Here is a 24,013-nt window from a genome sequence, read left to right as displayed (position 1 = left end):
CGCTACACCTGCAACACGTCGCGCCGCCGCAGCGGGCGCGCAAAGAGTTCGGCAAGATCGCCGGCCTGGTCGAAGCCGTGGATCGGCGAGAAGACGAGTTCTATCGCCCATTTGGTCGAGAGCCCTTCGGCCTCGAGGGGGTTGGCGAGACCGAGACCGCAGACGGTCAAATCCGGCCGATCCGCGCGAATGCGGTCGAGTTGCTTATCGACGTCCTGCCCTTCGCTCAGCCGTGTTTCTTGCGGCAGACTGGGCAATTCCAGCTCGAGGACGCCGCGATGCAGATAGGGCGTGCCGACCTCCACTGGGATCATTCCGCATTCCGTTGCGAGGAACCGGGCGAGCGGAATTTCCAGCTGCGAGTCGGGCAGGAAGGTGATGCGTTTCCCGACGAGCCGCTCGCGCTGGCGTTCGAGGGCACGCTTTGCCCGCTCCCGGCCCGGCGCGATCACGCGATTGAAATGCATCTCGTCGATGCCGAAAGCATCTGCCGCGGCCTTCAGCCAACCGGTCGTGCCTTCGGCCCCGAACGGGAACGGGGCAGCGAGGTGGACGGCACCGCGCGCCGTCAGCGACCGTAACGTCTCTCCGAGAAACGGCTGTGCCAGCAGGATGCGCGTGTTCGGACCGATCGCCGGCAAGTCGCAGGCCGAGCGGGCGGGAAGGCAGCCCACCGTGTCGATCCCCAATTCGCCCATCAGCCGCAGGAACTGGTCCTCGACGATATCGGGCAGCGAACCGACAAGCAGGAGGGATTGCGGCGCATCGGCGGGCGCTTCAGGCATCTCCGGCACCAGCGACGCAAGGCAGGCATCTTCGCCTTCGGTGAAAGTCGTCTCGATCCCGCTGCCGGAATAGTTGAGAATGCGGGTGCGGCCTGCGTGCTTCCCGCCGAGCCGCTCGGCGGCCTTGGCGAGGTCGAGCTTGATCACCTCCGACGGGCAGGAACCGACGAGAAAGAGCGTGCGGATCTCGGGTCGCCGCGCCAGCAGGCGATCGACGACGCGGTCCAGTTCCTCGTGGCAATCGGCCATGCCGGCAAGGTCCCGCTCTTCGATGATCGCGGTCGCAAAACGCGGTTCGGCGAAGATCATCACGCCGGCCGCCGACTGCAGAAGGTGGGCGCAGGTGCGCGATCCGACCACGAGGAAGAAGGCATCCTGCATCTTGCGGTGCAGCCAGACGATCCCGGTGAGCCCGCAGAAGACCTCGCGCTGCCCGCGTTCGCGCAGGACCGGCGCGCAATCAGTGCCCGCCTGGTCGAGAAGCGTGGCGCCGCTCATCCCGCTATGACCTTTTGGCCGGGCGCCCCGAGCCGCGCGGCGCGCAGCTTGAGCAGGAATTGCACGGCATTGACAACGTAGGTGGCGTAGGCGGCAAGAGCGACGAGCAGGCGCTGGTCGATCGTCCCCCACCCGCCGACAAGCATCGCGAGATAAGCCGTGTGCAGGGCAATCACGATCATCGAGAAGGCATCTTCCCAAAAGAAGGGCCGGGCGAAGAGCCACTTGCCGAACACGACCTTCTCCCAGATCGAACCGGTAATCATGATCGCATAAAGCGCGATCGTTTTCGCAACGATGGACACGTCGGCTGCGAAGGCGCCCTGCCCCGTTGCGAAGAATCGCAGCACCAGAAACAGGCTGGCTGCGAAGATCAGGAATTGTAGCGGAGCGAGAATGCCCTGCACGATGGTCCATACCGACTCGTCGCGGCGCGCGCGCTCTTCCGGCGTGTAGAGCGCGGCAGCGTTCGTGAGCCTTGCTACACCATGATTTTCAGGTGTGGATTTGCGAACGAACCACGTCATCTTGTCGCACCACCTCCAATCTCCTCAGCGAGACTACGCCTCCCCCTACCCAAGTGTCAATCGTACTGGACGACAATTAGGTTAGACACCGGATGATTCGACAGGCGATGTGTTTGAGCCTAGGCTCCTCGCTCCTGGACGGAGTCGGCCAAAGAACTGGACGCGTCGGGGATGACGCGATCCGCGCCGCTACCAGACTGGGAGAGTCTGAAATGGCATCGGCATTTGGGACGGGCTCTGCTGCCCTGCTAAAAGCGATTTCCAGCCCGCTGAAAGGCTGGATCCGACAACCGGAGACCCGGGGCGATCACCTCGGCCCGGATCCGAGCAGGACGCTCGGCTCCGTCATCGAGCGCGACTTCATTCCGCGCCTGATGATGCAATATTCCAAAAGCGGGCCGCAGCCTGACTGCGAGTCGCCTGCATCCGTCACCGAAGAGGAAGCGATGCAGTTCGCTCCGCTGCCCTTGCAGATGGAAGCGGACGAGCTGCTGGCGGAAGTGGAGGCGTTTCTGCACCGCGGCGTCGGCGTCGAAGCGATATTCCTCGACTTGCTCGCTCCTTCCGCCAGACAGATCGGCAAGCTGTGGGAAGCGGACGAGTGCGATTTCGTAGACGTTACGATGGGCCTCTGGCGACTTCAGGAGGTCATGCGGGAAGTCGCCGCCCGTTGCCCACCCGTCGTCCGCTCGCTCGGCATCCAGCGGACGGCCCTGTTTTCGCCCATGCCCGGCGACCAGCACTCTTTTGGCACGCTGATCATGGACGAGATGTTCGCACGCGCCGGCTGGAAGAGCGAGGCGTTGGTCGATCCGAATCGCGGCGAAGTTTTGCGCCTTCTGTCGGAAAAATCCTTCGATCTCGTGGGATTGACCATCACCTCCGATTGTCTTAGCGGCCCGCTCTCAAACTTGATCAGTGCCATTCGCACTGTCTCTGTAAACCCCCAGACGGCCATCCTGATCGGAGGGCGAGCCGTCAACGAGAACCCCGGCCTGGTGGCCGAGGTCGGCGCCGACGGAACCGCCGTCGATGCCCAGGCCGCATTGCAAGTCGCGGCACGCTTGGTGGAAGGCACGAGACTGAGCGCTTAGCACGCACACCCAGGGCGAGAACGATATGCTGACGAAAAAGCACAGCATCGAAGGCAAGCGCCCCTTCACCGATCCCGCCGGGATTTTCGGCGCAATCGATGCGGATGCCGCCAAGACGCTCGCCATGGTGGCGGGCGATGTGGTGCTCGTCCTAGATCCCAGCGGAACTATCCTCGATGCATCCTTCGAACAGGATGCCTTCCCGAAATTCGGCAACCTGGTGGGAGAGAACTGGATCGACACGGTGACGGTCGAGAGCCGCCCGAAGATCATGGAAATGCTGGCCGGGGCGCGCAAGGGCGAAACCCAGCACTGGAGGCAGGTGAACCATCCTACGTCCGGCAGCGACATCCCGGTCAAATACGTCGTGGTGAGCATCGACGGCGGCAGTCGCGCCATCGCTTTCGGGCGCGACCTGCGCGAGTTCGGGAAGGTCCAGCAGCGCTTGCTCCAGGTCCAGCAATCGCTCGAGCGTGACTATCTCAGGATGCGCCATGTCGAGGCGCGCTATCGCCTCCTGTTCGAAGCTTCGAGCGAACCGGTCATTATCGTCGATGCCGGAGATTATCGCATCCGGGAGGCTAATCCGGCAGCCCATGCGCTCGTCGGTGCGAGGGCCGGATCGCTGATAGACAAGAAGCTGCTCGGCCTGTTCGCGCGCCAATCGGCTCCGGTCGTCACCGCGCATCTCGGCTCGGCGCTGGCTTCGAATTCGGTCTCCCCGGTCCCGGCTATGCTCGACAAGGGTTCGACCGAGGTCGAAATCCAGGCATCGGGATTCAGCCAGGATCGGCGCCAATATCTCCTCGTGAGGCTGGCAAGTGGCGAGCGGGAAGTATCGACCGACGATAGTGCCACGCTTGATGTCATCGAAAAGATGCCTGATGCTTTCGTGCTGACCGACGCGAGGATGCAGATCGTAACGGCGAATACCGCATTCGTCGAACTGGTCGGTGCGGCTGGCCAGGACCAGCTGCGCGGAGCGAATTTGTCCGGCTTCGTCGGCCGGCCGGGTATCGACCTCGAACTGATAGCGAACCAGATCGAGAAGGAAGGCGATGCACGCAATGTAACGACCGTCTTGCGCGCGATGAACGGAAGCGAGGACGAGCCCATCGAGATTTCCGCCGTGTCGACGCAAGGCGACGACCCGCAATACGGCCTCGTCATTCGTCCGATCGCCCGGCGCATGCGCGATCTTCCGCCGAGTTCGGAAGATTTGCCCCGTTCAGTCGAACAGTTAACCGATCTCGTCGGTCGCATGCCGCTGAAGGATATCGTGCGCGAAAGCACCGACCTGATCGAGCGCCTCTGCATCGAAGCTGCGCTGCTCTACACGTCGGATAATCGCGCGTCCGCAGCGGAGATCCTCGGCCTCAGCAGGCAGAGTCTCTATTCCAAATTGCACCGCTACGGCCTCGGGAATTTGGCGGCCGAGAGCGAATAAGGCGGTTCGCCTCCAAAAGACTGTCTAAATGATTTGACGCATGGCGGCGTCAGGCATAGCATTTTCCCATGCTACGTTCGGCGGCCTCGAATCGGACGGTGCCGGTTCCCTCGGCATCCGCTGTCGTAGAGCTTCTCAAACCGATCACCTGGTTTCCGCCGATGTGGGCCTTCGGCTGTGGGGTCGTTTCCTCCGGCGCGGCCTTCGACCAGCGCTGGCTGTTCGTGGCCGGCGGCATCGCATTGGCTGGCCCCTTCGTCTGCGGGACGAGCCAGGCGGTTAACGACTGGTTCGACCGACATGTCGACGCAATCAACGAACCTGACCGCCCAATCCCCTCGGGTCGCGTTGCCGGTCGCTGGGGACTCGGCATCGCGATCGCCGGAACTGTCCTTTCGCTGGCCCTCGCCGCCATCATAGGTTTCTGGGTCTTCGCGGCGGCGGTGGTCGGCTTGGCGCTGGCCTGGGCGTATAGCGCCCCGCCCTTTCGCCTGAAAACCAGCGGCTGGGCCGGCCCTGCAGCGGTCGGCCTGACATACGAGGGCTTGAGTTGGTTTACCGGCGCCAGCGTGATGGTGGGCGGTCTGCCCTCTCCGGAGGTGGTGACGATCCTGTTGCTCTACAGCACAGGGGCTTTCGGCATCATGGTGCTGAATGACTTCAAGGCGGTCGAAGGCGATCGGGTCACCGGGCTCGGGTCGCTTCCCGTTACTCTCGGCATCGCTCGCGCGGCGCGGCTGGCATGCCTCTTCATGGCTGGTGCGCAGGCGGTGGTGATCGCGCTGCTTCTGGCTTGGAGTTACGCGCTGTCTGCGGCGATTGTCGCAGCATTGCTACTCGGCCAGGTCGCCCTGATGACGCGGCTCTTGAAAGACCCAGCACGTTTCGCCCCTTGGTACAATGCCACCGGTGTTACGCTTTTCGTACTCGGCATGCTGGCCTCTGCCCTGGGTCTGGGAGGGTATATCTAATGCCCGGACGGCTTGCAGGATTCGGCTGGCTGGCGATCATCCGCCTTGGGCTGGTGCAAGCCTCGATCGGAGCAATCGTGATGCTCGCGACATCACTGCTGAACCGCGTGATGGTGGTCGAATACAGTCTTGCCGCAGCGATCCCTGCCGGTCTTGTCGCTTGGCACTATACGGTGCAACTGACCCGTCCTCTCTGGGGCCACGTCTCCGACCGGGGCAGGCGGCGCACGCCCTGGATTTTGGGAGGCATGGCAGCGCTGGTCGTTGGCGCCCTCGCCGCCGTAAATGCCACCGTCCTGCTGGCAGACAGCCCCTGGGCAGGCGGCGCGCTCGCGATTGCGGCCTTTACCCTGATCGGTATCGGTGTCGGGGCGAGCGGCACTTCGATGCTCGCCCTGCTCGCCTCCGGCGTCGCGCCCGAACGCCGTTCGGCGGCGGCTGCGCTGACCTGGATCATGATGGTGGCCGGGATCGTCCTGTCCGCCGCCATTTCGGGCGCATTGCTCGATCCCTTCAGCGAGGAGCGTCTCGCCCTGGTGGCGAGCGGCGTGGCGCTGGCCGCCTTCGCGATCACCTTGGTGGCGACCTTCCGGCTGGAGCCCGATGTGCCCTTCGGGCTCGACACCAAACCGCGCGGCCGTGTGCCCGAATTCCCTGAAGCCCTGCGCGAAATCCTGCACGAGGATGCCGCGCGGCGCTTCACCGTGTTCATCTTCGTTTCGATGCTGGCCTACAGCATGCAGGACCTGATCCTCGAGCCTTTCGCAGGTCTGGTCTTCGGCATGACTCCCGGCGAGTCGACCCAGCTCGCCGGGGTGCAGCATGGCGGCGTGCTGATCGGCATGATCGTGGCCGGGATCGGCGGTAGTGCATTTGCGGGCCGCCTGCCGGTGGACCTGCGCGTCTGGATCGTCGCAGGCTGTGCCGGATCGGCGTTGGCGCTGGCGGGTCTGGCCGCAGGAGCGATCTACGGATTGGGCTGGCCGCTTACCGCCAATGTTTTCGTGCTCGGCCTGTGCAACGGCCTCTTCGCCGTCGCCGCTATTGGCGCGATGATGGGGCTTGCCGGTTCCGGCCGACAGACGCGCGAGGGCGTCCGCATGGGGGTGTGGGGCGCAGCGCAGGCCATCGCCTTCGGCCTCGGCGGACTGACCGGTGCACTGGGTGTCGACATCGCACGCCGGGCGCAGGGGCAGGACGGCAGCGCCTTCCAGCTGATTTTCGCGCTTGAGGCATGCCTGTTCATCGTTGCGGCCGGCCTCGCCCTGCACGCGACGCGCAAGGGGATTACACGAGAGGACAAGGCGGTACCGGCATGAGCGATACGATCTACGACGCAGTAGTGGTCGGCGGCGGACCTTCGGGCGCGACGGCGGCGGCGGACCTTGCCAATGCGGGGCGCAAAGTGCTCCTGCTGGACCGGGCGGGCCGGATAAAGCCGTGCGGCGGCGCCGTCCCTCCGCGCCTGATGGAGGATTTCGACATCCCACAGAGCCTGCTGGTCGCCCGCGCCCGGTCGGCACGCATGATCTCCCCCTCCAATCGCAAGGTCGACATGCCGGTCGGCGAGATCGGTTACGTCGGCATGGTCGACCGCGATGTTTTCGATGAATGGCTGCGCGACCGCGCCGAAAAAGTGGGTGCGGAACGGCGGACCGGGACTTTCGAAACGATCGAACGCGACGAGCGCCTCGGCACGATGGTTTGCTATCGCAGCACGCGCGGCGGCGAGCTGGAGCGCGTGCGGACGCGGCTGGTCATCGGCGCGGATGGTGCGCGCTCGGCCGTCGCACGGCAGAACATCGCGAACGCAGAGCGGATGCCGTGCGTGTTTGCCTACCACGAGATCATCAAGTCGCCAGAAACCGACAGCGACGTCTTCGACGCATCGCGGTGCGACGTGTTCTACCAGGGCAAGCTGTCGCCCGATTTCTATGCCTGGGTGTTCCCGCATGGGAAGACCGCGAGCATCGGCCTCGGCAGCGCGAACAAGGGCTTTCCCCTGCGCGAGGCGGTGGCCGACATGCGCGACGAGCTCGGCCTTGCTGGATGCGAAACGATCCGCAAGGAAGGCGCGCCAATTCCCTTGAAACCGCTCAAGCGCTGGGACAATGGCTTGGACGTCATCGTCGCCGGCGATGCCGCAGGCGTCGTAGCCCCGGCGTCAGGGGAAGGCATCTATTACGCCATGACCGGCGGTCGCTACGTTGCGGAAGCTGCCGAGGAATATCTGCGCACCGCCAATCCCAAGGCGCTGCTCATGGCCCGGAAGCGCTTCATGCGCGAGCACGGCAAGGTCTTCTGGGTCCTCGGGATGATGCAGTATTTCTGGTATTCCAGCGACAAGCGGCGTGAGCGTTTCGTGACCATGTGCGCCGACAAGGATGTACAGCAGCTCACCTGGCAAGCCTATATGAACAAGCGCCTCGTGCGCGCCAAACCGCTTGCCCATGCCCGGATTTTCATCAAGGATTGCGCCCATCTGCTGGGATTGAGGGCCGCTGCCTGATGCACAAAAGCTGGATGCTGCCATTTATCGTGGCAGGCCTCGCCGCCATCGGCGTGGCAATGCTCGGCGCGACGATTACCGATCTCGGCCCATGGTACCAGGCGCTCGACAAGCCCGACTGGACTCCGCCCGATCCGGTGTTCGGCATCGCGTGGACGGTGATCTTCGCCCTCGCCGCGATTGCCGGGGTCGCCAGCTGGCGGGCCGCACCCAACACAAGGGTTTCCGACACAATCATCGGCCTCTTCGCGCTCAACGGCTTTCTCAACATCCTGTGGAGCCTGATCTTCTTCCGGATGCAACGGCCTGACTGGGCCTTCGCCGAGATGATCCTGCTGTGGCTTTCTGTCGGGGCGTTGATGCTGTTCTGCGGACGCTATTCGCGCCTCGCCGCGCTGGCGCTGCTGCCCTATCTCGCCTGGGTCACGATCGCCGGAGCACTGAACTGGCAGGTGATCGAGCTCAACGGGCCATTCGGTTGATGGAGAGCCTGTTCGCCTCCGGACACGCGGCGGACATCGTGCTTGCGGTCCTGCTGGCAGAGGCCACCTGGTTGAAAGTGCGCGGCGAAAGCTGGCGGATGGTGCTCGGCCTGCTCGGTCCGGCCGCGCTCATCGTGCTCGGCTTGCGGGCAGCGCTCGTCGGCGCGCCTTGGTACTGGGTTTCGCTGCCCGTCGCCCTCGCTTTCCCGCTGCACGTCCTCGATCTGAGAACACGACTGCGGAGCGAATAGGAAAACCCGGCCAAGCAAGCCTGACCGGGTTTTCCGCTCGCTGTGCTTGAAGCGATCCAGCTACATCGGCGCGTACTGGTGCTGCTGGGCCCAAAGGTACCAATTGTCGACCACCGTCCCGGTCAGCAGGATGCCGATGCCGCCGGTCAGCGTCGTCAGCACGGCGAACCACCAGGCCCAGCGGTGGACCGATTCCATCGTCGCATTGAAGCCCATCGTCCAGCGCCAGAACAGTCCTGCGCGCTCGGATGCGGTGCCGCGATCGGTGATCTGCTCTATCTCGCGCTCACCGCCATAGCGGCTCACCGCCAGGATCGTCGCCCCATGCATGGCGAACAGCAGCGCCGAGCCATAGAGGAAGGCGATCGATAGACAGTGGAACGGGTTGTAGAACAGGTTGCCGTGGATCAGCGAGAAGTTGTTGGTCCAGTCGAGATGCGGGAAAATGCCGAAGGGCACCGCTTCCGACCAGCTGCCGAGCAGCATCGGGCGGATGAAGCCCAGCACCAGGAACAGCCAGATCGCGCTCGCGAACGCCCAGCAGACATGCAGCCCCATGCCGAGCGACACTGCGCGGCGATAGCTGCGAACCCACCACAGGATGATGGACAGTGTCAGGAAAAAGCCTGCGAGAATCCACCAGCCGCCCTCGGCAAGCGGGACGAATGGCGTGAAGCCCCACTCAGGTCCGGGCGGGTCGAGCGACAGCCAGAAGAATTCGCGTACGAATGCAGTCGGGCTCCAATTGACCGAAGCGAGCATGTTCAACCCGATGATCTCGATCGCGAGGAAGCCGAACAGCAGCGAGGCGATGCCGAGCCAGCCGAGGTAGATCGGGCCGATCTGCGCCTGGCCGAACTTGCCGAACCAGTAATTGTAGCCCGTGATCCGATAGCGTTCTTCGTCGCTGCGCGGCAGCGGGACTCCCATTTCGGGGGCGGTCTGCAACTGCGTCTGGGTGAAGATATTGTAATAGCGTGCCATGGCTCAGAACCTCCTCAGGACCAGACCGGGATGCTTTTCCACCAGTCCCACCATTCGACGAAACTGCCCTGGTAGAGCGGTCCGGCGAGGATGATGCAGGCCGCGCTCCAGAAGCCGGCGTTGAGCGCCAGCAACAGGCCGAGGCGGTGGATGCCGAGCGTGCCGATCGAATAGCCGATGAAGTCGCGGAAATAGGTATCTTCATGCTCGGGCGTCTTCACCGCCTGGCCCTCGGGTACATTGACGGCGGACAGGATCAGCGATCCGTGCAGCGCCAGCGCCAGGCAGGTGGTGAAGAAGAACGTCACCGCCACCATGTGCAGCGGATTGTAGTGGAAGTTCACATACATATAACCGGTGTTGGACACCCAATCGAGGTGGGTGAAGATCCCGTATGGGAAAGCATGGCCCCATGCGCCCATCCAAAGCGGCCGGATGACCACGAGAGTGACGTAAGCAAAAATCGCGAAACTGAAGGCGATCGGCACGTGATATCCGATGCCGAGCTTGCGGCTGATCTCGACCTGTCGCAGCGCCCAGGATGAAAACGCGATGATCGCGCAGATCGTGATGATCTGCCAATAGCCGCCGGCATTGAGCGGTGCCGCCGCCAGCCCCGCCTCGATCGGTGGCGGGTCGATCGATATGAGGAGAGGATTCCATGTCGGCCCCTGCGACGCGGCGGCGAAGATCAGCAGAGTGCCCAGCAGGGCGCTGATCGCCGTCGTCACGCCGAAGAAGCCGACATAGAAGGGACCGACCCAGAAATCGAACAGGTCGCCGCCTATCAGCGTACCACCCCGCACGCGGTATTTCCGCTCGAAACTCAGCAGCGCCATAGCTCTATCCTTCCTACCTGTAAGGGCAGGCCTATCGGGTTCCTACTCGTAGGCCGGAGAATCGGGCAGGTGGATCCCCGCCCTCTCTCTCGTAGACCGGTCGGTCAGCCTGATTGCGGGGCGTTCTGTGTCGTCACCGCAGCCGATGCGGGTGCGGCGCTGGCGCCATCCAGCCAGTTATACCGATTGGTGCTGAGCAGGATGAAGTGAATCAGCAGCGCGAGTACGAACAGGAAAACGCCCAGGGCGACAAGCACCCGGCGCGGATCGAAAATCAGCCATAGTCTCCACATTGTCTTTCTCCTTCAATGTGCAGTAGGGATACCCGCCACGCGATGTGGCAGCGGATCGGGAAAATCGTGGTCAGAGCCACGGTTTCCATACCCAGACGAGAACATGGGCGACGACGGCAATCGCGGTGAAGCCGAGGAAGCTGCCCATAAAAATCTTGTGGAATTCCTTCGCCTCTTCGGGCGTCAGATAGGTCCGCAAGCCAAAGCGATCGTCGCCAGGTGTCGGATCGGTCATTGGATTTTCTCCCAATCAGTTGCGAGGTGGTGGAGGCGAGAGGCCCCCGGCGGTATCCGCGCAGGCGATGCTGCGGGGATTGCGTGGCCCGTGACCGGGCGAATGATGATCGCGCGCCTCATGCGGCGGATCCTTCGAGGAGGATGTCGGCAAGGCAGTCTGCGGAAACGGATGTATGGCCCTGCCGGCGAGCGGCACGTTCGGCGGCATCGCGCAGCCGCTTGGCGGCTGAAATACGGACGAGCACCGGCTGCGCTTCGACCAGCGCGTCGAGCTTCTCCTTGGCATCCAAGTCCCAAGGAAGCTCTTCATGCGGCCTAACGGGTGTCGCCTCGACCTTGTCCATGTCGCTGCCGAGCGGGAGGATGTGGAAGAGCGCGTCGAACAGCGCATTGCACACTTCCTGCACGAGATATGTCGCGCCGGCATAGCCCATAAAAGGCGTGCCCGTGTGCCGCCTGATGGCTGCCCCCGGGAAGCTAGCCGCGATGAACTGGCCGGAGGGGCCGTGCCCCGTCCCAGCCGTTTCGGCGAGGTACATGCGTTCGTTGTAGGAGCCGAACACCACCAACGGCGGATTGGCGTGGATGGCGGCACGCACGTGCTCGTTCTTGGGCTTCACCCCGGCGGAACGGGAGAAGGCGAAATTGCACGGCAGCCCCATGTCTTCCTCGAGGAAATGGCGGATACCGCGTGCATAGGTCTCGTTGGCACAGATGCCGAAATTGGCCGTGCCGAAGAAATCCTGCGTGACCGAGCGCCACAGATCCCACAGCGGCTTGATCGTGGTGTGTTTCTCGCGCTCGATGAAAGGTTCGGGGTCGAGGCCCAGTTCTTCGCCGAGCGCGCGGAGGAACTTGGTCGTCTGCGTCAGCCCGATCGGAGCCTGGAAATAGGGGCGCTCGAGCAGCTCGCAAATATTGCGGCCGTATTCGCGATAGAGGCAGACATTCGCCTGCGCCTGCGCCAGCTGGCCGACATCGGCGAGATGGCTGCCGAGCGGAAACGACATGTTGACCTCGGCCCCGATGCCTTCGATCAGCCGCCGAATTTCGGCGAGGTCGCTGGCCATATTGAACATGCCGTAGGCCGGGCCGATGATATTGACCTTCGGCTTCTCGCCGTCCTTCACCGGCTTGACCGCGGGCATCTTCTTCGGGCCGAATTCGGTCCAGAGCCAGGAGAGCGCGCGGTCGGCGCTTTGCCATTGGTCCTCGTCGATCGTACGCGGCAGGAAGCGCTTGATCGTGGTGCCTTCTGGTGTGACGCCGCCGCCGATCATCTCGGCGATTGAGCCCGTGACCACGACCGAGGGAAGCTCGGGATCGAGCGTTTCCCAGGCGCGCTTCATGGCGCCTTCCGTACCGGTCTTGCCGAGCTCTTCCTCGCCCAGCCCGGTCACCACGATGGGCAGCTCATGCGGCGGAAGGCCGTCCGTGTAGTGAAGCACCGACGTCACCGGCAGGTTCTCGCAGCCGACTGGTCCGTCGATCACGACCTGCAGGCCCTTCACTGCGGTGAAGACATAGACGGCGCCCCAATAGCCGCCGGCCCGATCGTGATCGAGGACGAGGGTCATGTGCCCACCGACTCGGCCGCCTTGATGGCCGCCGCCGTTTGCGCTGCGAATTTCTTCTTGAACTTGGGCCGGTCCATCGGCGTGTCGTTCCAGATGCCGGCCTTGTCACCCTCGCCCGCGTCGCCGAAGAATTCGGCCATGCGATCGAAGCGATCTTTGTTTGCGAGCGCGGCGTTGACCACCTGCGCCAGGCTGCCTGCGCCTGCCGGGCCCATCAGCGGGCGGGCCGAGATCAGATTTGTGAAATAGAGCGCCGGGATGGCCCGCTGCTTGGCGTGCTGGACCACCGGCGTCGTGCCGATGGCGAGGTCGGGGCCGAATTCTTCGACCGCGGCGATGTCGTCTTCGAGGCTGGCGCGGTAATTCACCCGCACGCCCTTGGCTTCGAGCCATTCGCGATCCGGGTTCGACCACTGGGTTTTCGGGCAGGCGGTGCCGACATAGGGCACCTCCGCCCCGCTCTCGATCAGCAGGCGCGCGACCAGCAGTTCGGAGCCTTCATAGCCGGACACGGTGATGCGGCCTTTGACTGGCATGGCCGAAAGCGCGCCGCGAATGGCGCCGACCATCGCGTCTTTTGCCGCGTCGATGCGCGTTTTCTCGACGCCGCACGCCTCGCCAATGGCCTCGAGCCAGGCTGCCGTGCCGTCGACACCGACCGGAGCCGAACCGACGACCTCGCGCCCCGCCTTCTCGAACTCGCGCACGCTGGCAGTGTAGAACGGATGGATCGCTGCAACTGCCGCGCAGTCGAGCGCGGAATAGAGCTCGGGCCATTCGCGCGTCGGAACGACGGGTCCGGCAGCAAGTCCCAGGGGTGCAAGCATCATCCCGATGCCGACCGGGTCGGCCGGAAACATCTCGCCGAGCAGTGTGACCGTGGGCCGGTCCTGCCGTTCCTTCGGTGCGGCGACGGGGCCCTGCTCTGCCTCCTCGCGCGCATATTTGAGCATGGCACCTGCCAAGACATCCTTCGCCTCAGCGTGGGTCGGGATGCCGAAGCCCGGCACGTCGATGCCGATGATACGGACGCCATTGATCTGGTCGGGCAGCAGCCGCAGCGGAACCCCGCTCGCCGTCGGGACGCAGAGGTTGGTGACGACGATGGTGTCGTATTGCTCGGGATCGGCGAGCTGCTCGACCGCCTCCTTGATATCTTCGAACAGCTTGCCAGTGACCAGCGTTTCGGAGCTGAAAGGCACGTAACCCACCGTCCGCCGTGCACCGTAGAAATGACTGGTGAAGGTCAGCCCGTAAACGCAGCAGGCACTGCCCGACAGAACTGTTGCGGTCCGGCGCATCCTGAGCCCGACACGCAAGCTGCCGAAGGCCGGGCACATGCTTTGCGGCTGGTCGTGCGGACCTTTAGGATAATCCTGCTCGTAACGGTCGAGAATGTCGCTCGCCCCCGCCTTGCGCGCGGCATCCTTCATGGTTTGCGCGCTCGAGCAGCCGCCCTCTTCGACCACATCAAGGTCGAGCCGGTCGCGCTCGCGGACGGAGGTGCCGAAATCGGTCAAGCGCTATGCCTCGTCATAGATCACCTCGAGGCTGGGCTTTTCTTCGAAGCTTCCGCCGCGCATGTCGGCTTGGGTCGCGGGAACCAGCTCAACATTCCCGCCCGTGTCTTCGGGGCTGAAGAGGTCGAGCAGGCCTTCCTGCTCCAGCGGCTTTGGCTGGTGGGGCGGCGCATTTGCGACGTTTTCGGCGAGCGTCTCGAACAGACTGGCCCATTCGCCACCGGGCTTGCCGATGATCTGGTAGTTCGCGCTCTTCCGGCGAATGTCCTCGTCCGCGGGGATCGCCGTGAGCACGGGAATATCGACCGCGTCGGCAAAGGCCTGTGCCTCGCCCGTGCCATCGTCCTTGTTTACGATCATGCCGGCCACGCCGACATTGCCGCCCATCTTGCGGAAATATTCGACCGCCTTGCAGACGTTGTTCGCCACATACAGCGACTGGAGATCGTTCGAGCCGACCACGATCACTTTCTGGCACATGTCGCGCGCGATCGGCAGGCCGAAGCCGCCGCAGACCACGTCGCCGAGGAAATCGAGCAGGACGTAGTCGAAGCCCCATTCGTGGAAGCCGAGCTTTTCCATCAGCTCGAAACCATGGATGATCCCGCGCCCGCCGCAGCCGCGGCCGACTTCCGGGCCGCCCAGTTCCATCGCGAAAACGCCGTCGCGCTGGAAGCAGACGTCTTCGATGGTCACTTCCTCGCCGGCGAGCTTCTTCTTCGAGGACGTCTCGATGATGGTAGGGCAGTTCTTGCCGCCGAACAGCAGGCTGGTGGTATCGCTCTTGGGGTCGCAGCCGATCAGCAGCACCCGCTTGCCCTGCTGCGCCATCATGTAGCTGAGGTTGGACAGGGCGAAACTCTTGCCGCTGCCGCCCTTGCCGTAGATCGCGATGATCTGCGTTTCCTTCTTCACCTCGCCCGTGTGGACGGGATCGGGTTCGATCGCGGCTTCCTCGCGCAGGGCATCTGTGTCGAGCATCGTCATGCGTATTCGCTCCAGTCGAGGACCATCTTCAGGCAGTCGGTCGCCTGGAATGCCGTGGGATAGGCAGCCTGCGCCCGGGCGGCGGGCTGCACGTCCGACACGAGGCCGGACAGGTCGAGTTCGCCAGACTCGATCATCGCGCGGGTCGAGGCGAGATCGTCGGGCTGCCATTCCGCCGCGATGCGCAGGCGCGCTTCGTTGCGGAAGGCGATCGGAAAGCCGAAGCTGATGCGGTTAGCGTAGAAACCGGCGAGGACGATCTCGCCGCGCTTCGCGAGCCGGCCCATCAAGACATCGATGACGTCGCTGCTACCGCTCGCGTCGAGGATGGTGCGATAATCGGTGCGATGGTCGTCCTTGGGCGCGATCACATCGTAGCCCTGGGCTCCGCTGCGCCGCTCGGCTTTGTTGTCCCACACTACCGGCGGCTTGCCGCCCGAAGCGATGGTCATGCGCGCAAGCAGTCTGCCCAGAACACCGTGGCCCACGATCAGCTCGGGCAGCTCCCCGCCCTTGAGCGCATGGAGCGCTGTCGCTGCCAAGGCATAGAGCACGCCCTGCGCGCCGAGATCTTCTGAAACGGGCAAGGCACGGGCAGACGGAACGATCAGGCGCTGCGCCGTCCCGCCGAAGAGGCCGCGGGCGTCGGTGTAGCAATCGGCACCGGGCACGAAGACCCACTCGCCGATCCTGCCCTTCGCGTCGAAGCCGGCATCGACCACGCGGCCGACCGACTCGTAACCAGGGACCAGCGGATATCCCATGCCGGGAAACGGGGGCATCTCGCCGGACCAGAGCAGCTTTTCGGTGCCGCTGCTGATTCCACTCCAGCGAATGTTGACCAATACGTCGGAAGGACCGAGCGGGCGCAAATCGAGAGCTTTCAGCGCCAAGCGCTTCGGAGCTTCGAGTGTGACCGCCATTGCCTTCATGGTCGCTGGCTTTCTCCCATTGCATCGCCGCTTCGAATGAAACAGCGCGCAATTTGTAAGCTAGGCTTAACCCTTCCGACTGTCAACTTGGACTGACAGCTTATATGTCAGGCAGTTGCGACAACGACTGATGTGATTAGCGGCTGGCTCGTTCTCAGCTGACGAGTCGCGCTGAAGCCAACCTCCTCGAGCATCCCGCGGATTTCGCGCGCGCTTCGCGGCCTGCCGGACCCCATGGCCCATAAGTACATGCCGAAATAGGCATCCCCCATACCCTCAGCGCCGGATGTTTCCGCCATGGGCTCCGCAATCAACAGCCGCGCTCCGGGCGCGAGCGCCCTGCGGATATTTTCGAGCAATTGGCGCGCCGGCTCGTCATCGTGATCGTGGAGAATTCGGACCAGCGAGACGAGCTCGTACCCTTGCGGAATTGGGTCGGCGAGGAAATCGCCCTCGTGAAATTGCAGTGCGGAGTGACTCGCACTTTCCGATACCTGCGCGCGTGCGAGCGGCACTACATCGGGCAGGTCGAACAGTCCGAGCCGCAGGTGCGGGTGCGCTTCGGAGACTGCCCTCAGAAACGTTCCGTTGCCGCCGCCGACATCGAGCAGCGAGGTGCACCGATGGAAGGAAAATGTTTCGAGAACCTCCGCCGCGACCGCCTTTTGCGAGTCCGCCATCAGTTCCGAATAATCCGCGGCAATCGCCGCAGAACGCGGATCCCCATGCTTGGCCGCGCCGTATTTCCAGAAATTCGCCAGCTGCGTGTCGCTACGCCTCTCATCCGCCAGCAAGGCCAGTGGATCGGCCAGATCGGCGTACAGCAGGCGGTGATGGCGGATCATCGCGATCGCCCCGCCGTTGCCGTGGAGCACAGCGCCATGCCGGCCGAGCACCCACCAGCCCGCCTTTCCTTCCTGCGCTATGCCGATAGCTTGCGCAGCGCGCAGCAATCGCTTGGTGCCGGTCTCTGGCAAGCCAGCGATCCGCGATAGTTCATCGACTGCAGCGGGTCCGGTACCCAATCGTGCGAGAATGCCGGACTCGACCATGCCCAGCAGGACCTGCGAATAGGTGAAGCCTGCGACCAGATCGAACACCGCACTGGCCCGCTGGCGCGCGACCGGTCGCAAGAGCGGGTTGCGCGCGGCAAAACGCTGGAACCGGTCACTTCCGATCACGCGGTTCCGCCACTCGAGAAACCGCATGCGCAGGGTTCTTGGCGGAAGGCCTTCGATAGAGCGTCCTTGCTTCATTTGTCCAATGTGGTGGACAGATGGTATGTAAAGGTCAATCACGTAAATCGGAGGCGAGAGTTATTGGGTGAGCGAGTCGTCATTGTCGGATCCGGGATCGGAGGGCTGGCAAGCGCCGCCTTGCTGGCCGCCGACGGGCGAGACGTGACGGTCGTGGAAAAAGAGCCGGCCGTGGGCGGCAAGGCACGGCGGGTCCATGTCGATGGCGCTGCGATCGACGCGGGTCCCACGGTGTTTACGCTGCGCGAGGTCTTCGAGGACATATTCCGGACTTGCGGGAGCGACCTGGCGGAGTGCCTCGCGACCCGCCCGGCGCAGACCATTGCCCGCCATGCCTGGAATGAGAGCCAGCGACTCGATCTATACGCGGACCCGCAGCAAAGCGAGTACGCGATCGGCGATTTCGCAGGCGCGGAAGCCGCCCGCGGCTACTGCGACTTCCGTACTGAAGCACGCCGCATCTTCAACATCCTCGATCGCAGCCTCATGCGGCAATCGAAGGTCAGCTGGCCGTTGCCGCTGATGTGGCGCATCGGCCTGTGGCGGATCGGCGATCTCGTTGCGATCCGCCCCTATGAAAGCCTGTGGAAAGTGCTGGGCGAGCACTTCGCCGACCAGCGGCTGCGGCAATTGTTCGCCCGCTATTCCACCTATTGCGGATCATCCCCTTTCGATTGTCCGGCCACTCTCATGCTGATCGCCCATGTCGAAGCGCAGGGCGTCTGGCTGATCGATGGCGGAATGAGCGCGCTTGCCGAAGCGCTGAAAGCGCTCGCCGAGCGGAATGGTGCCACCTTCCGGTTCGGTCAGCGCGTCGAGGAAATCGAGACAGCCGCGTCGCGAGTGAGCGCGGTCCGGCTGGCCAATGGCGAGCGACTTCGCGCCGACGCCGTGATCTGCAACGCCGATCCCGCAGCGCTTGCCGCCGGAATGCTTGGCGAACACGCCAAGCGTGCCGTCCGACCAACGCCGCCGTCCAGGCGATCGCTCTCCGCCTATGTCTGGCTTGCCCATGCCGAGACGTCCGGTTTTCCGCTCTCCCGTCACAACGTCTTTTTCTCGCCCGACTACAAGGCCGAGTTCGACCAGCTCAGAGCTGGCCAGACCATTGCCGATCCATCCGTCTATGTCTGCGCGCAGGATCGCGATGCCCATGCCGGCCCTACACCGGCGGGCCGCGAGCGATTGCAGATCATCGTCAACGCCGCCGCCAGCGGCGACACCCACGCACCCACCGGAGAGGAGCTTGAAACATGCACCCGAGCCATGACACGCAGCCTGGAGCGCTGCGGACTGCAGCTGGAAACGGACATGCCGCATTCGCTGGTGACGCCGCAGGACTTCGAGGCGCTGTTCCCCTCGACGGGTGGGGCCCTCTATGGACGGGCCTCGCACGGGTGGGCGGCATCCTTCCTCCGGCAGGGCGCGCGGACGCGGATCCCTGGGCTCTATTGCGCCGGGGGGAGCACCCATCCTGGCGCGGGCGTGCCAATGGCCGCCTTGTCCGGGCAGCTGGCGGCCCGCACCCTGATGGCAGACCGCGCTTCGACGCGCCGGTTCCACCCGGCGGCTACGGCTGGTGGTATGTCGATGCAATCAGCGAGGACCGGAAGCACGGCCTGACGATCATCGCCTTCATCGGCAGCGTATTTTCGCCCTATTACAAGGCCAGCGGCAGGCACGATCCGCGCGACCATGCCGCCCTCAACGTCGCGCTCTATGGTCCGCGCAGCCGCTGGACCATGACCGAGCGCCCGCACGGTGCGGTGGTGCAGGAACGCGATACGCTCGCGATCGGCCCGAGCAGCGTGCGCTGGACCGGCGAGGCGCTGGAAATCGACATCGTGGAACGCGACAAGCGGGTCGGCATCCCTTGGCGACGGACGGTGCGCGGCAAGGTGCGCGTCATCCCCGAAGCGCTCAACCCGGTGAGCTATGCGCTCGATCCGCAGACGCGCCACATCTGGCACTGCCTCGCCCCCCGCGCGCGCATCGAAGTCGCGTTCGACGAGCCGGGCCTCTCATGGACCGGCAGCGCCTATCTGGATTCGAACCGCGGCACCGAGTCGCTCGAAGAGGGCTTCGACGTTTGGCACTGGTCGCGAGCGCATCTGAGCGACGGCGCGCTGGTCTGCTACGAAGGCCGCCGCCGCGACGGATCGCATTTCGCCAGCGCCATCCGCTTCGACCGGACGGGCTTGCCGCACAGCGCCCCCCTCCCTCTCGCCGCACCCCTGCCCGGCACGCTGTGGCAGATGGAGCGCAAGACCCGCGCCGATCGCGGCCATGCGAGCGTAATCAAGACCTGGGAGGACGAGCCGTTCTACGCCCGCTCCACGCTCGCGTCGCGGCTCTTTGGCGAGCAGGTGGTCGCAGTGCAGGAAAGCCTAGACATGCGGCGCTTCGCTTCACCGATCGTCCAGTTCATGCTCCCCTACCGCATGCCCCGCGCTGCCGGATGATTCCGCATCGCGCTTGGCCTGTTTGTCGCGCTCGATCTCGCGACTGACCGACCAGTACTGGTAGCCGCCGAAGCCGAACGCGACGAGCGCGGTGAAGACGATCTCGATCCAGCCGAAGTTTTCACTGAGGGCTTCCATCAGCCGGCTCCTTCCTGCTTCGCGAAGAATTGCGCAATCCGTGCGGCAGCCTGCTCCGGCTGCTCCTCATGTGCAAGATGGCCGAGCTTCGGAAGTATTTCCAGCGTGGCCCGTGGAAGGCGGCGCGCAGCCTTGCGAACCGAATCCAGCGGGATCGCATTGTCGCCTTCCGAATGGACGAGCAGAACCGGGCTCTCGATGCCCGGGAGATGCGCCTGCAGTCGCTCCAGGTCCCAATTCGCCATCATCGCCAGCGCACCGCGGCAATGCGCGCTGTTGCCGAGCAGCGTTTCGTAGCACCGCAACCCTGCCGCATCGATGCGCGAATTGGTCGCCCGCCGCAGGAATCCGCCGGTATCACCGCCGATCCGCGCGAGGCTTGAGAAGATACGCGGCACGGCCGGATTCACGAACAGCATCTTGGCCATCAGCGGGAATAGCTGCGAGCCCAGTCCCGGAAAAGGCGCAAGCGCCGGGTTGAGACCGACGACCGGTATGTCCGCGCCCCTAGCGGCGATCATCTGCATCGCAATCGCCGCACCGGCGGAGTGGCCAACGATCATTGCGGGCTCGATTTCGAGCGTGTCGAGCAGTCGCCAGGCCGCCTCAGCCATGGCTGGCAAGGTCATATGCGAGGCCGATGCGCGGGTGAAGGCGTGCCCCGGCAAGTCGGGTGCCACGACCTGAAAAGTGTCGGCGAGCTGCGGCATCACGCCGCGCCATGAGTGGGTCGATGCACCCGTGCCGTGCAGCAACAGGACGGTCGGACCATCCCCTGCCTGCTGCACATGCCAGCGGATGCCCGGGCACTCGACAAAGCTGCTCGTCTCGCGGTGCGGCCAGCGAAGCCCTTGGCGATTCCAGTCGAGCGGGCGGCTCATGCGGCCTTGGGCTTCGCTGCACTCACGGCGGCATGAAGCTTGTGCGCATCCGCCATCGGCAGCGCGAGAAACCGGGCGTGCATGGCCTGCGCCAACTGCGGTGCATCGCGGCCCGTCCGCGCGGATATATCGACGACCAGCGCCTCGATACCGCGCGCAGCAATCGCCTTTGCCGCAGCCTCGGCATCCGCGGCGGATCGGCTGCGGCTGGCGCTCCCGTCGCTGGCGATATTTCCTCGCCCATCGGTCAGGATCACGAGGTGCGGTGTCCGGCCGCGGTTTTCGGCAGCCTCTGCCACCTCCCGCGCCGCCTGAAGCCCGAGCGCCAGGGGCGTCCCTCCGCCACCCGGCAGTTCCGCCAGCGCACGCCGGGCGCGGGTAAGGGAGCGCGTCGGGGGCAGGATCAATTCGGCCGAAGTCCCGCGAAAGGCGACCAGCGCGACTTCGCTGCGAGTGGCATAGGCCTGCGCCAGCATCAGCTCGACCGCGCCCTTGGCCTCCGCCAGACGTGCCGCAGCGGCCGAGCCGGAGGCGTCAACGCAAAAGATCGTCAGCTTTGCCGCGCGCTCCTCGAACCGCCGTACCCGCAGATCCTCTTTGTGCACGATGAGAGGGCGGTCGTCGTCGTCCGAACCTCGCCGCAACGGCTGCCACGGGACCGCAGCGCGCAATGTGTCGAGCAGCGCCAGCCGCGCTCCACCCCGCGGAACGCCGGGCCGCGCACCGAGCGGCTTGCCACGCAGCGCCGATTGGCGCCGCTTGCCGCCGCCCTGCCCCTGCGCATTGCGCCTGGCCTTGCCGGAGGCAAGCTGGGCGAGAAGGTCCGCGGGAATGGCCGCAGCGACGGCATCGAGCAGGACATCGTCGCACGGTCGGCTGCCCGAGTCCGAACCATCCCGCTCGGACGGTGGGGGCTGATCCTGCGGCGGCTCGGTGTCCTCGGTTTCCTCTTCCGTTGTCGGCAAGTGTACCGCCCGAGGCGCGAGCACGAGCCTCATTGCAACCTTGAGGTCCTCGACATCCACCCTTGCTCGCCCGCTCAAGGCGGCATGCGCGCGCGCCGCTTCGGCTGCGAAGAGGAGCGGCCTGATCGATGTAATCCCGAAGGCTGCGGCGGTTGCAGCGATGCTCGCCGCCTGCTCGGCATCGAGGGGTTCGACCTCGCGCGATACCGCGGAGAGAGGCTCGGCGTCCGGAGCGCAGTCGAGCGTATCGACTTGCGAAAGGTCGCAGAGAAACGCCACGCGCTCCGTCAGGCTCGCAGGCGGGCGATCGTTATCCGCGATGCCGTCATCGAGCAGCACGAGACCGAAACCCGGCGCGCCGACCGAGCGCTCCATCGCCTGCGCCAATCTGCCCGCCACGTGATCGGACATCCGCTCCGCCATGGGGGCCACGATGACCCCGCCCGATGCTTCGTCGAGCAGGCCGCGCTGATCGATCCGTCGTCCGGCAGCGAGACTGGCCGCCATATCGAGCCCGCCGAGCAGGCGCTCGTCGTCGATATGGGGCGGCAGGCGGCGAAGGTTCGGCACACGCTCCCGCAGGCGTCCCAGCACGATGTCCCGTGCCGGCCCGCCTCCGCGCAGGCACAGGCCGCCAAGCGTCCGGGGTGATGCGAGAAACAGCCTGAGGGTCAGCAGTGGCTCGTCGAGCGGACCGACAGGCGCTGCCGCTTCGATCATCCGAACAATTCGTCCACCGCGCGTTCGATCCGTGCGGTAGAGCCAGTCTCGTCGAGTACATCGCGCCTCAGCCGGTGGCGCAAGGCGGAGGGCGCGATAGCGACGACATGCTCGCGCTTGACGGCTTTCGCTCCGTTGAGGGCGGCTAAGGCCTTCGCGCCGCGCATGAGCGTCAGTTCGCCGCGCAAGCCGTCGGCGCCGACGGCCATGCACAGCTCGGCACAATCGGCCAGCACCTCGTCCGGCACCACCATGCTCTCCAGCTTCTTCCTGCCGCGCGCGATCTTGCGCAGGATCTTTTCGTCTTCGTCGGCCCAGTCTTCGGCGAAACCGTCCGGATCGCGCTCTTGCGCGGCGCAGCGGCGCATGATCTCCACCCGATCGTCGAGATCGGTCGGCGTGCGCACCTCCACCGACAAGCCGAAGCGGTCGAGCAGTTGCGGGCGCAATTCGCCTTCCTCGGGATTGCCGCTGCCGATCAGGACGAATTGCGCGCGGTGACGCACCGACAGCCCCTCGCGCTCGACCACATTTTCTCCCGACGCAGCTACGTCGAGCAACAGGTCCACCAAATAGTCCTCAAGCAGGTTGATTTCGTCGATATAGAGGAACCCGCGGTGCGCCTTCGCCAGCAGGCCCGGCTCGAACGCCTTCTCGCCGCTGCGCAGCGCCCGTTCGAGGTCGAGCGCGCCGATCACCCTGTCCTCCGTCGCGCCCAGTGGCAGGTCGACAAACGGCACCGGCCGTTTACGGACACGTCCGGAGTGGCAGGGATCGGGACAGGTGCCCTGCTGCTCTCCCGTGCAACCGAAGCGGCAATCCTCCACTGCGCTGATCGGCGGCAACAGCCCGGCAAGCGCACGCGCGGCAGTAGACTTGCCAGTCCCGCGGTCGCCGAAGACCATGACCCCGCCGATCGCCGGATCGACCGCGCTCACCAGCAGCGCCTGCTTCATCTCGTCCTGAGCGACGATCGCGGAAAACGGAAAGCGCGCCATAGGCTTGGCATATCTGCACAGGCCCGTCCGCGGCGCAAGGGCTTTGACAATTCGCCCCGCCGCCCCCGCAGTTGCATAGCCCGTATGCTCCGATAGAGTGACGCGATGGACTTCCCACTCGTCTTCGCCATCGCCTGGGCCGTCATCCTCGCCGGTGGCGGGGGCCTGCTGACCTCGATCGGCGAGTGGTATCACGATCTTCGCAAGCCGAGCTGGCAACCGCCCGACTGGCTCTTCGGCCCCGCCTGGACGATCATCCTGGGCTTGGCCGCCTGGGCTTTCGTGCTGAGCTGGGATAAAGCACTGGCCGCCGGGGAGCAGGATTTCCTGATCGCCCTGTACCTCGTCAACGGCATCTTCCACTTCCTGTGGTCGCCGCTGTTCTTCACCGCCAAGCGACCGGACTGGGCGCTCGCCGAAGTGCCGTTCCTGTGGCTTTCGGTGCTGGCCCTGTGCGTGTTCCTGCGCCCGTGGTCCGAACTGGCAAGCTGGCTGGTCGTGCCCTATCTCGCCTGGGTCAGTTTCGCTGCGATCCTCAACGCGAAGATCGTACAACTGAATGGCCCCTTCACCACGAACCGCGCCTAACGGCCGCTTGCCACACCAAGGCAGTAGTACCCCCATTGCGAAGCTTGCCGGGCAAGCGAATTGGCGGTCGTT

At 64.7% G+C, this 24,013-nt stretch carries 25 protein-coding genes; 10 read left to right on the top strand and 15 right to left on the bottom strand.

Translation table 11 applies throughout. The features are described 5' to 3' along the window. Window positions 1-2: 2 nt before the first annotated feature. Window positions 3-1,283 (bottom strand): ferredoxin:protochlorophyllide reductase (ATP-dependent) subunit N, encoded by a 1,281-nt coding sequence (locus tag Q9K02_RS07425; RefSeq protein WP_305932320.1) that lies wholly within the window; start codon window positions 1,281-1,283, stop codon window positions 3-5. Then, entirely contained in the window at window positions 1,280-1,810 is a 531-nt protein-coding gene (gene bchF, locus Q9K02_RS07420) for a 2-vinyl bacteriochlorophyllide hydratase (RefSeq protein WP_305932319.1), read from the bottom strand. Before bchF ends, Q9K02_RS07425 begins: the two co-directional genes overlap by 4 nt. Before the next feature lie 92 nt (window positions 1,811-1,902). Here bchF and Q9K02_RS07415 point away from each other — a divergent pair, with 92 nt between their 5' ends. From Q9K02_RS07415 to Q9K02_RS07385, 7 genes are all read left to right on the top strand, one after another. Next, window positions 1,903-2,904, top strand: a complete 1,002-nt coding sequence (locus Q9K02_RS07415; RefSeq protein ID WP_305932318.1) for a cobalamin B12-binding domain-containing protein — start codon at window positions 1,903-1,905, stop codon at window positions 2,902-2,904. Window positions 2,905-2,929: 25 nt separating this feature from the next. Then, window positions 2,930-4,351, top strand: coding sequence for a transcriptional regulator PpsR (gene ppsR / locus Q9K02_RS07410; protein ID WP_305932317.1), 1,422 nt, complete (start codon window positions 2,930-2,932; stop codon window positions 4,349-4,351). A gap of 68 nt (window positions 4,352-4,419) precedes the next feature. Further along, window positions 4,420-5,322, top strand: a complete 903-nt coding sequence (gene chlG, locus Q9K02_RS07405) for a chlorophyll synthase ChlG (RefSeq protein WP_305932316.1) — start codon at window positions 4,420-4,422, stop codon at window positions 5,320-5,322. Beyond that, entirely contained in the window at window positions 5,322-6,641 is a 1,320-nt protein-coding gene (locus tag Q9K02_RS07400; protein ID WP_305932315.1) for a BCD family MFS transporter, read from the top strand. The genes chlG and Q9K02_RS07400 overlap by 1 nt, the downstream gene beginning before the upstream one ends. Continuing rightward, a complete protein-coding gene (locus tag Q9K02_RS07395; RefSeq protein ID WP_422785419.1) occupies window positions 6,638-7,831 on the top strand; it encodes a geranylgeranyl diphosphate reductase in 1,194 nt (397 codons plus the stop codon). The genes Q9K02_RS07400 and Q9K02_RS07395 overlap by 4 nt, the downstream gene beginning before the upstream one ends. Next, on the top strand, window positions 7,831-8,313 hold the full coding sequence (locus Q9K02_RS07390; RefSeq protein ID WP_305932314.1) for a TspO/MBR family protein: 483 nt from the start codon (window positions 7,831-7,833) through the stop codon (window positions 8,311-8,313). The genes Q9K02_RS07395 and Q9K02_RS07390 overlap by 1 nt, the downstream gene beginning before the upstream one ends. Then, window positions 8,313-8,564, top strand: coding sequence for a hypothetical protein (locus tag Q9K02_RS07385; RefSeq protein WP_305932313.1), 252 nt, complete (start codon window positions 8,313-8,315; stop codon window positions 8,562-8,564). Before Q9K02_RS07390 ends, Q9K02_RS07385 begins: the two co-directional genes overlap by 1 nt. 60 nt (window positions 8,565-8,624) lie before the next feature. Here Q9K02_RS07385 and pufM read toward each other — a convergent pair whose 3' ends face one another. The 9 genes from pufM to Q9K02_RS07340 all read right to left on the bottom strand — a co-directional run bounded on the left by pufM (window position 8,625) and on the right by Q9K02_RS07340 (window position 17,189). After that, window positions 8,625-9,548: a photosynthetic reaction center subunit M gene (gene pufM, locus Q9K02_RS07380; protein WP_305932312.1), complete on the bottom strand. Its 924-nt coding sequence runs from the start codon at window positions 9,546-9,548 to the stop codon at window positions 8,625-8,627. Window positions 9,549-9,562: 14 nt separating this feature from the next. Beyond that, complete coding sequence (gene pufL, locus Q9K02_RS07375; RefSeq protein ID WP_305932311.1) at window positions 9,563-10,387, bottom strand: photosynthetic reaction center subunit L; 825 nt, start codon at window positions 10,385-10,387, stop codon at window positions 9,563-9,565. 104 nt (window positions 10,388-10,491) lie between these two features. Continuing rightward, entirely contained in the window at window positions 10,492-10,680 is a 189-nt protein-coding gene (pufA, locus tag Q9K02_RS07370) for a light-harvesting antenna LH1, alpha subunit (RefSeq protein WP_305932310.1), read from the bottom strand. A 70-nt stretch (window positions 10,681-10,750) separates the two neighbouring features. Continuing rightward, a complete protein-coding gene (gene pufB, locus Q9K02_RS07365; protein ID WP_305932309.1) occupies window positions 10,751-10,915 on the bottom strand; it encodes a light-harvesting antenna LH1, beta subunit in 165 nt (54 codons plus the stop codon). Between the two features lie 118 nt (window positions 10,916-11,033). Continuing rightward, window positions 11,034-12,494 (bottom strand): chlorophyllide a reductase subunit Z, encoded by a 1,461-nt coding sequence (gene bchZ, locus Q9K02_RS07360; RefSeq protein ID WP_305932308.1) that lies wholly within the window; start codon window positions 12,492-12,494, stop codon window positions 11,034-11,036. Beyond that, window positions 12,491-13,927, bottom strand: coding sequence for a chlorophyllide a reductase subunit Y (gene bchY, locus Q9K02_RS07355; protein WP_305933472.1), 1,437 nt, complete (start codon window positions 13,925-13,927; stop codon window positions 12,491-12,493). The genes bchZ and bchY overlap by 4 nt, the downstream gene beginning before the upstream one ends. 90 nt (window positions 13,928-14,017) lie before the next feature. Next, window positions 14,018-15,001: a chlorophyllide a reductase iron protein subunit X gene (locus Q9K02_RS07350; RefSeq protein WP_305932307.1), complete on the bottom strand. Its 984-nt coding sequence runs from the start codon at window positions 14,999-15,001 to the stop codon at window positions 14,018-14,020. After that, the gene (gene bchC / locus Q9K02_RS07345) at window positions 14,998-15,933 is read right to left on the bottom strand and encodes a chlorophyll synthesis pathway protein BchC (protein ID WP_305932306.1); all 936 of its coding nucleotides are present in this window, start codon (window positions 15,931-15,933) and stop codon (window positions 14,998-15,000) included. Before bchC ends, Q9K02_RS07350 begins: the two co-directional genes overlap by 4 nt. 107 nt (window positions 15,934-16,040) lie before the next feature. Continuing rightward, entirely contained in the window at window positions 16,041-17,189 is a 1,149-nt protein-coding gene (locus tag Q9K02_RS07340; protein WP_305932305.1) for a methyltransferase, read from the bottom strand. Between the two features lie 63 nt (window positions 17,190-17,252). Between Q9K02_RS07340 and crtD the strand changes: the two genes are divergently transcribed. Together crtD and Q9K02_RS07330 are read left to right on the top strand one after the other, a co-directional pair. Then, entirely contained in the window at window positions 17,253-18,812 is a 1,560-nt protein-coding gene (gene crtD / locus Q9K02_RS07335; protein ID WP_305932304.1) for a 1-hydroxycarotenoid 3,4-desaturase CrtD, read from the top strand. Between the two features lie 119 nt (window positions 18,813-18,931). Then, window positions 18,932-19,651 carry a hydroxyneurosporene dehydrogenase gene (locus Q9K02_RS07330; RefSeq protein ID WP_305932303.1) on the top strand — a complete coding sequence of 240 codons (720 nt, stop codon included), beginning with the start codon at window positions 18,932-18,934 and terminating at the stop codon, window positions 19,649-19,651. Here the strand turns inward: Q9K02_RS07330 and Q9K02_RS07325 are convergent. Genes Q9K02_RS07325 through bchI form a run of 4 tightly spaced genes read right to left on the bottom strand, consistent with a single transcriptional unit; the run spans window position 19,598 to window position 23,353 of the window. Further along, window positions 19,598-19,789, bottom strand: coding sequence for a hypothetical protein (locus tag Q9K02_RS07325; protein WP_305932302.1), 192 nt, complete (start codon window positions 19,787-19,789; stop codon window positions 19,598-19,600). The two genes, Q9K02_RS07330 and Q9K02_RS07325, sit on opposite strands and share 54 nt — an antisense overlap. Next, window positions 19,789-20,670: an alpha/beta fold hydrolase BchO gene (gene bchO, locus Q9K02_RS07320; protein ID WP_305932301.1), complete on the bottom strand. Its 882-nt coding sequence runs from the start codon at window positions 20,668-20,670 to the stop codon at window positions 19,789-19,791. The genes Q9K02_RS07325 and bchO overlap by 1 nt, the downstream gene beginning before the upstream one ends. Further along, a complete protein-coding gene (locus Q9K02_RS07315; protein WP_305932300.1) occupies window positions 20,667-22,355 on the bottom strand; it encodes a magnesium chelatase subunit D in 1,689 nt (562 codons plus the stop codon). The genes bchO and Q9K02_RS07315 overlap by 4 nt, the downstream gene beginning before the upstream one ends. Next, window positions 22,352-23,353, bottom strand: a complete 1,002-nt coding sequence (bchI, locus tag Q9K02_RS07310; protein WP_305932299.1) for a magnesium chelatase ATPase subunit I — start codon at window positions 23,351-23,353, stop codon at window positions 22,352-22,354. Before bchI ends, Q9K02_RS07315 begins: the two co-directional genes overlap by 4 nt. A 105-nt stretch (window positions 23,354-23,458) precedes the next feature. Here bchI and Q9K02_RS07305 point away from each other — a divergent pair, with 105 nt between their 5' ends. Beyond that, a complete protein-coding gene (locus Q9K02_RS07305; RefSeq protein ID WP_305932298.1) occupies window positions 23,459-23,941 on the top strand; it encodes a TspO/MBR family protein in 483 nt (160 codons plus the stop codon). Window positions 23,942-24,013: the final 72 nt, after the last annotated feature.

Origin of the sequence: Qipengyuania profundimaris (assembly GCF_030717945.1) — a bacterium.
Lineage (GTDB): Bacteria > Pseudomonadota > Alphaproteobacteria > Sphingomonadales > Sphingomonadaceae > Qipengyuania > Qipengyuania profundimaris.
The sequence above is the reverse complement of the archived record's forward strand: the minus strand, read 5'-3'. Positions and strand labels throughout refer to the sequence as shown.

Coding starts and splice junctions, on each gene's coding strand:
- Q9K02_RS07425 (WP_305932320.1), bottom strand. CDS start 1,283: ATGAGCGGCGCCACGCTTCTCGACCAGGCGGGCACTGATTGCGCGCCG.
- bchF (WP_305932319.1), bottom strand. CDS start 1,810: ATGACGTGGTTCGTTCGCAAATCCACACCTGAAAATCATGGTGTAGCA.
- Q9K02_RS07415 (WP_305932318.1), top strand. CDS start 1,903: ATGATTCGACAGGCGATGTGTTTGAGCCTAGGCTCCTCGCTCCTGGAC.
- ppsR (WP_305932317.1), top strand. CDS start 2,930: ATGCTGACGAAAAAGCACAGCATCGAAGGCAAGCGCCCCTTCACCGAT.
- chlG (WP_305932316.1), top strand. CDS start 4,420: ATGCTACGTTCGGCGGCCTCGAATCGGACGGTGCCGGTTCCCTCGGCA.
- Q9K02_RS07400 (WP_305932315.1), top strand. CDS start 5,322: ATGCCCGGACGGCTTGCAGGATTCGGCTGGCTGGCGATCATCCGCCTT.
- Q9K02_RS07395 (WP_422785419.1), top strand. CDS start 6,638: ATGAGCGATACGATCTACGACGCAGTAGTGGTCGGCGGCGGACCTTCG.
- Q9K02_RS07390 (WP_305932314.1), top strand. CDS start 7,831: ATGCACAAAAGCTGGATGCTGCCATTTATCGTGGCAGGCCTCGCCGCC.
- Q9K02_RS07385 (WP_305932313.1), top strand. CDS start 8,313: ATGGAGAGCCTGTTCGCCTCCGGACACGCGGCGGACATCGTGCTTGCG.
- pufM (WP_305932312.1), bottom strand. CDS start 9,548: ATGGCACGCTATTACAATATCTTCACCCAGACGCAGTTGCAGACCGCC.
- pufL (WP_305932311.1), bottom strand. CDS start 10,387: ATGGCGCTGCTGAGTTTCGAGCGGAAATACCGCGTGCGGGGTGGTACG.
- pufA (WP_305932310.1), bottom strand. CDS start 10,680: ATGTGGAGACTATGGCTGATTTTCGATCCGCGCCGGGTGCTTGTCGCC.
- pufB (WP_305932309.1), bottom strand. CDS start 10,915: ATGACCGATCCGACACCTGGCGACGATCGCTTTGGCTTGCGGACCTAT.
- bchZ (WP_305932308.1), bottom strand. CDS start 12,494: ATGACCCTCGTCCTCGATCACGATCGGGCCGGCGGCTATTGGGGCGCC.
- bchY (WP_305933472.1), bottom strand. CDS start 13,927: ATGAAGGATGCCGCGCGCAAGGCGGGGGCGAGCGACATTCTCGACCGT.
- Q9K02_RS07350 (WP_305932307.1), bottom strand. CDS start 15,001: ATGACGATGCTCGACACAGATGCCCTGCGCGAGGAAGCCGCGATCGAA.
- bchC (WP_305932306.1), bottom strand. CDS start 15,933: ATGAAGGCAATGGCGGTCACACTCGAAGCTCCGAAGCGCTTGGCGCTG.
- Q9K02_RS07340 (WP_305932305.1), bottom strand. CDS start 17,189: ATGAAGCAAGGACGCTCTATCGAAGGCCTTCCGCCAAGAACCCTGCGC.
- Q9K02_RS07330 (WP_305932303.1), top strand. CDS start 18,932: ATGACCGAGCGCCCGCACGGTGCGGTGGTGCAGGAACGCGATACGCTC.
- Q9K02_RS07325 (WP_305932302.1), bottom strand. CDS start 19,789: ATGGAAGCCCTCAGTGAAAACTTCGGCTGGATCGAGATCGTCTTCACC.
- bchO (WP_305932301.1), bottom strand. CDS start 20,670: ATGAGCCGCCCGCTCGACTGGAATCGCCAAGGGCTTCGCTGGCCGCAC.
- Q9K02_RS07315 (WP_305932300.1), bottom strand. CDS start 22,355: ATGATCGAAGCGGCAGCGCCTGTCGGTCCGCTCGACGAGCCACTGCTG.
- bchI (WP_305932299.1), bottom strand. CDS start 23,353: ATGGCGCGCTTTCCGTTTTCCGCGATCGTCGCTCAGGACGAGATGAAG.
- Q9K02_RS07305 (WP_305932298.1), top strand. CDS start 23,459: ATGGACTTCCCACTCGTCTTCGCCATCGCCTGGGCCGTCATCCTCGCC.